Source organism: Oceanobacillus halophilus, from assembly GCF_003628505.1.
In the GTDB taxonomy this organism is placed as follows: Bacteria; Bacillota; Bacilli; order Bacillales; family Amphibacillaceae; genus Oceanobacillus; species Oceanobacillus halophilus.
In genome coordinates this window covers 1-5,785 of record NZ_RBZP01000040.1, presented here as the reverse complement: position 1 = coordinate 5,785, position 5,785 = coordinate 1, and the positions used below count along the sequence as shown (strand labels likewise).

The 5,785-nt window shown below is 37.7% G+C and carries 5 protein-coding genes; 3 read left to right on the top strand and 2 right to left on the bottom strand.

Features of this window, described 5'->3' with window-relative positions; translation table 11 throughout:
- Window positions 1-296: 296 nt before the first annotated feature.
- On the bottom strand, window positions 297-1,508 hold the full coding sequence (locus D8M06_RS19525) for an ornithine--oxo-acid transaminase (protein WP_121206236.1): 1,212 nt from the start codon (window positions 1,506-1,508) through the stop codon (window positions 297-299).
- Window positions 1,509-1,995: 487 nt separating this feature from the next.
- Window positions 1,996-2,718: an EcsC family protein gene (locus tag D8M06_RS19520; protein ID WP_121206235.1), complete on the bottom strand. Its 723-nt coding sequence runs from the start codon at window positions 2,716-2,718 to the stop codon at window positions 1,996-1,998.
- A gap of 215 nt (window positions 2,719-2,933) precedes the next feature.
- Here D8M06_RS19520 and D8M06_RS19515 point away from each other — a divergent pair, with 215 nt between their 5' ends.
- The 3 genes from D8M06_RS19515 to D8M06_RS19505 are packed head-to-tail and all read left to right on the top strand — an operon-like array spanning window position 2,934 to window position 5,370.
- Complete coding sequence (locus D8M06_RS19515; RefSeq protein WP_121206237.1) at window positions 2,934-3,695, top strand: GTP cyclohydrolase II; 762 nt, start codon at window positions 2,934-2,936, stop codon at window positions 3,693-3,695.
- A complete protein-coding gene (ribD, locus tag D8M06_RS19510; protein ID WP_121206234.1) occupies window positions 3,688-4,782 on the top strand; it encodes a bifunctional diaminohydroxyphosphoribosylaminopyrimidine deaminase/5-amino-6-(5-phosphoribosylamino)uracil reductase RibD in 1,095 nt (364 codons plus the stop codon). Before D8M06_RS19515 ends, ribD begins: the two co-directional genes overlap by 8 nt.
- Window positions 4,783-4,800: 18 nt before the next feature.
- Window positions 4,801-5,370, top strand: a complete 570-nt coding sequence (locus D8M06_RS19505) for a 5' nucleotidase, NT5C type (protein WP_121206233.1) — start codon at window positions 4,801-4,803, stop codon at window positions 5,368-5,370.
- Window positions 5,371-5,785 lie beyond the last annotated feature (415 nt).

Here is a 5,785-nt window from a genome sequence, read left to right as displayed (position 1 = left end):
GGTTTTTCCGCGAGGAGGCTGAGGCCGTGCCCGCGGAAAGCGAAGTATTCTGCCGGAGCGAATGATCGCACATATCAAAAATAAGTGTGAGCGAGATCTACACTATTCTGAATTAAAGATATCAACAGTCTATATAAAATGTAGATAAAAAAGCAACAATCTTTTAGAAAGAGACTTTTAGAGAGAACATTAATCTGAAAAAAACCTCTACCAATTTTATAGGTAGAGGTCTTCCTATTAATGTAATTTATGCCAAAAAAGTCTATAAAGAGGCAGGACCTTAGGTATTTCCGACCTTATTGAGCAAGTACCTTCGTAATTTGGGCAATTGCCCAATCTAAATCTTCTTCCTTAATCACAAGTGGTGGTGCGAAACGAATAACATTTTCATGTGTTTCTTTACATAATAAACCTTCTTCTTTTAGTTTCTCGCAGTACGGGCGTGCTGCTTCCTTTAGTTCTACTCCAACAAAAAGCCCTTTTCCACGCACTTCTTTTATCATTGGGTTATCTATTTCCTTCAATTTGTTTTGAAAATATTCTCCTAACCTCAACGAACGATCAGCTAATTTCTCCTGTTCAATAACCTCCAGAGCTGCTACGGAAACTGCACAAGCTAATGGATTCCCGCCGAATGTAGATCCGTGAGATCCCGGATTAAATACTCCTAAAATATCTTTATTCGCAACTACACAAGAAATTGGAAAGACCCCGGCACCAAGTGCTTTCCCAAGAATGTACATATCTGGTTCAACATTCTCCCAATCACATGCAAATAACTTACCAGATCGGGCTAGGCCAGCTTGGATCTCATCGGCTACATATAACACATGATTCTCTTTACAAACATCATAAGCTTCCCTTAAGAAACCTTCTGGCGGTATAACAATCCCTGCTTCACCTTGAATAGGTTCAAATAAGAAGGCTGCTGTATTTTCAGTAATCGCTCCTTTCAATGCTTCAATATCACCATAAGGAATTAACTTTATTCCTGGGAGCATTGGACCAAATCCACGTTGGTATTCGTCTTCCGATGACAAGGAAACCGCTGTCATTGTTCGCCCATGAAAGTTCCCCTCACAAGCAATAATTTCCGCCTTCCCATCTTCTACACCTTTTACATCATAAGCCCAGCGCCTAGCTGCTTTTATAGCAGTTTCAACCGCTTCAGCTCCCGTATTCATAGGAAGTGTCATGTCTTTATTGGTTAATTGGCAAATTTTTTCATACCATGGTCCTAGTTGATCATTGTGAAATGCACGGGATGTTAATGTAACCCTATCCGCTTGTTTCTTCAAAGCCTCAATAATTTTTGGATGACGGTGCCCTTGATTAACAGCAGAATAGGCACTTAACATATCCATATACTTATTTCCTTCAGGATCCTTTACCCAGACACCTTCTGCCTCAGAAACTACGATTGGAAGTGGATTATAATTATTTGCCCCATACTGATCCGTTTGCTCAATAATCTGCTTAGACCCCGTATTAATCGGTATACTTGTCATTATCCTTCCTCCTTTTATTTTTGCTCTTTTCTAAAAAATCGGGCTTTTTAGCATGACTTTATTTCGCATTTTGTATAGACTGTTGATATATTTCATTCAGAATGCTTCTTAACACCCGCTACGGAAATACACTCCGCTTTCCGCGGAGCTGGTGAGCCTCCTTCGCGCTGACGCACTCAGCAGTCTCACCGATGCTCTTCTTCCCGCAGGACAAGGAACGCTTCGGCAGGGTTACATCGCACGCAGAAAAAAGTGGTTTTCTTTTTTCAAGGAGTCTCCATGTATTTCCTCCGCTTAGTTCCTGCTCTACTTAATTTTTAGTAGAAAAATTCTGTTTTCTACGAGGAACAACTACCCAATACGTAAAACTCCCCCACTCTAAAACTTCCCCTTTTTTTCTAAAACATCTTTATTTTCATTCTAATTCAAAAACCTGTATGGAGCAAAAAAATTCCCATTTATCTGTAAAATTTTACAATTCTATATTTCAGTGTGAGAGACCTTTATCTAAAATTCTCATCCGATAAACATTCATCACGGTATCTGCTAAGTGGTCCACTAAGTTGTAATTAGCATAAGCTCCTACAATAGCACCAAATCCAGGTATTAATTGGAGCATTTTCACAAGGTCAATATAGTCACGATACTCCTGTTGGAATACTCTCCAATCCATATCTGTAAGTCTTTCTTTTTGTTCCTCCCAGTTTTCTAATATAAACAGGGTTTCTCTCCGTTTTTCTTCACTGGAAAACGCAAGCTGAAATATATGAAGAATAAATAAGCGTTCTTCATATTTATTGGTATCAAATCCATATATTGCAGCAGCTTCAAAAATAAATTTCATCTTTATTGATAATAATAGCGGAAAGTCAGCAAGTCCCATAAAAATTCCACCTGCACCAGTACCTGCTCCCTCTACTGTCGCTGTCCTTCGATAAGTCACCAACTTTTCTTTAACTAACTCATCTTTTTTATATAAACTTAGCGATTTGTCCGTATGTTTATTGGTTGTCATATTTGATCCGAGTAATGTTGCTTTTACCATATTTTTAATACTTTCTGTAATTACCTGGTGCGCCTTGTCCGGAATCCAATTATTAATCTTAGTTTGTGCCTTTTTAGATAACTTGTTAAAGACACCAGATTTTTTCATCATTTTCAGTCGCCAGTTTTGTACTTCATCATATGCCTTTACATCATATTCATTCATGTTTTATCACCCACTATGTCTTACGTATGAAAAACTAAAAAGTTCCGTTTTTTATTCTTTCATGCCCACACCATTAACCAACAATAATCATAGGTATACTTCATCTTATTCATCCTTCCAATATAGATACTTAACTTTTCGAGAAAATAAAATTGATGAAGTTGCCTTTTTTATCTATACTAAGAAAAAGTGGTGCAGAAAGGAGTTTTTTTATGATGGAACATGTAAAACTTAAATCCAAAGTATATTCCATACTAAAAGATAGAATACAATTAATTCAAACAGAACAGGATCGTGCCATCTACTTAGTTGGCCCTATTCGACTACCTGTTAATTTATATGAGGAAACCATTGAATTCAAATGGTATTGCTGGTTAGATTACGATGAGGTTACCGAAGATTATGAACGAATTATTGAAAAGTTATCTTCCTCAAATCTTGCAGAATATCAGCAATCCAGTGTGTTAGTCTATGGCGATTTTCAGAACGCTGACGATGCACTTATTCGTATGCATTCCATATGCCATACGGGAGATATATTTGGAAGTAAACGTTGTGACTGTGGCTACCAATTAAAGCAATCCATGAAGAAGATTAAAGATCATGGTGCAGGTGCTTTATTTTATCTAGCTAATCATGAAGGCCGTGGAATTGGCTTATTCTCTAAAGCGATGGCTTACCTGCTTCAAGAAAATGGATATGATACTGTTGAAGCGAACGAAAGTCTAGGATTCGTTAATGATTCCAGAAATTATGATGACGCTATTCAAGTCCTTAAGACATTGCGAGATAAACCAGTTACATTGATAACAAATAATCCGAAAAAACTTGAAGCATTAGAAGATGCCGGATTATTAGTTTCGGATAGAGTTCCACTTTGGGGTGATATTTCGGAGTACAATAAAAAATATTTAGAAACGAAGATTACTAAATCAGGTCACATGAAAGAAGATGAAGGGACTTGCTGTAATGATTAATGATGCATTTTACATGGACTTAGCGATAAATAATGCTAAAGCGATGAAAGGCCAAACAGAACCAAACCCATTGGTTGGCTCTGTCATTGTTAATGATAATCGCATTGTTGGAGTTGGGGCCCATTTAAAAGCAGGAGAACCCCATGCGGAAATCCATGCACTCCGCATGGCAGGAGATAACGCTAAAGGCGGGACTATTTATGTAACTCTTGAACCTTGCTCTCATTATGGACGAACCGGTCCCTGTGCAGTTGCTATTGTAGAAGCAGGTATTAAAAAGGTTGTTATAGCTTCTCTAGATCCCAATCCACTGGTTGCAGGTAATGGCGTAAAGATATTAGAAGACGCTGGTATTGAAGTCGTCACTGGTGTACAGGAAACAGAAGCAATTAAAATGAATGAGGTTTTTAATAAATTTATTACAGACCAAAAGCCATTTATTACCTTAAAGGCAGGAATTACTCTTGATGGGAAAGTGGCTACTCACACATATAGCAGTAAATGGATTACATCTCCAGAAGCTAGACAGGATGTTCATCAGCTAAGAAGTGAAAATATGGCTATCTTAGTTGGAATTAACACAGCATTGAAAGATGATCCTGCACTAACATCAAGAATTCCAAATGGCAGAAACCCTCTTCGTGTAATTATGGATTCAGGCCTAAGAATACCCATGGATTACCAAGTTATTACCGACAGACAGGCAGATACATGGATATTTACTAGTAAGAATCATAATCCCGAAAAAAGAAAGTTGCTTGAACAACAAGGGATAAAAGTAATTATTACATCTTCAGAAACATCTGTTGATCCCAAAGACGTTGTAAAAATTCTTGGAGAACAAGGTATTTCTTCATTAATTATTGAAGGCGGGGGGAATATCAACGCATCTTTCCTACAAGCAGGACTTATAGATAAGGTTATATTATATTTTGCCCCCAAATTTGTAGGTGGAAGAAACGCCCCCACTTTCCTGGAAGGTACAGGAATAGAAGAAATGAAGGACGCCATCGAACTGAATCATACAGAGATCGTCCCCATTGGGAAAGATTATAAATTTATCGGATACCCAAGTTATAATGATTAATAGTTAGAGGATGAAAATATGAGATTCGGATTTGACATTGATGATACATTGATCAACCTGAGGGAACATGCCTTCCACGTTTATAATAAGAAACTAAATACGAACTTGGATTTAACTGTATTTAATAATATCAATCGAGTGGAAATTCATGAACCCTTTGGTTTATCAGATGAAGAAGGAAATGAAATGTGGAAAAATACGCTCGAAGAAATTTATTTTACGGACTGCCCCCCATTTCCTGGTGCAGTAAAAGCTATACAGAAACTCCACAATGATGGACATGATATATATTATATTACCGCACGACCTAAAGAACACGGTGAAGCAACAAGGGACTGGGTAAAGAATCAAGGGTTTCCTGTTGAAAACGATCAATTTTTTTATGGCATGAAGGATGACGAAAAAGTACACATCATCCAAGATTTGAAATTGGACTATTATGTAGATGACAAACCAGCCATTTTGGATACATTAAAAAACGAAAAAACAAAACTACTGATGAAAGACCAGCCATATAATCAACATGTTAAGGGATTTACACGGATGATCGATTGGAATGATTTTCAGTCGATCATTACACAGGAGTAAATTCCTTAGAGAGCTAGTATCATGATTTCTATAAAACAAAACACTTAACTTGTCCGTCATAATACCTATGATGGACAAGTTCTTTTTTTTAGGCTCTTTTCTAAAAGATTGTTGCTTTTTAACACAACTTTACCTTACATTTTGTATAAACTGCTACTTTCTTTAATTAAGAATAATTATCTAATTTAGTGCTTTGTTGATTTCCGCTCCGGGCAGTCGCGCACCTTAGGGCGGCTGATGAGCCTCCTCGTGCTAGCGCACTGCGGGGTCTCATCTAGGCCTATCCTCCCGCAGGACAAGGAAGGCTGCGGCAGCATTACATCGCACGAAGAAAATTGCCCTTTATTTTCGAGGAGTCGACTGCCCTCCGCTCCAATCAACCTGCTTAATAGTGGTAGCTATATCTATATCTATA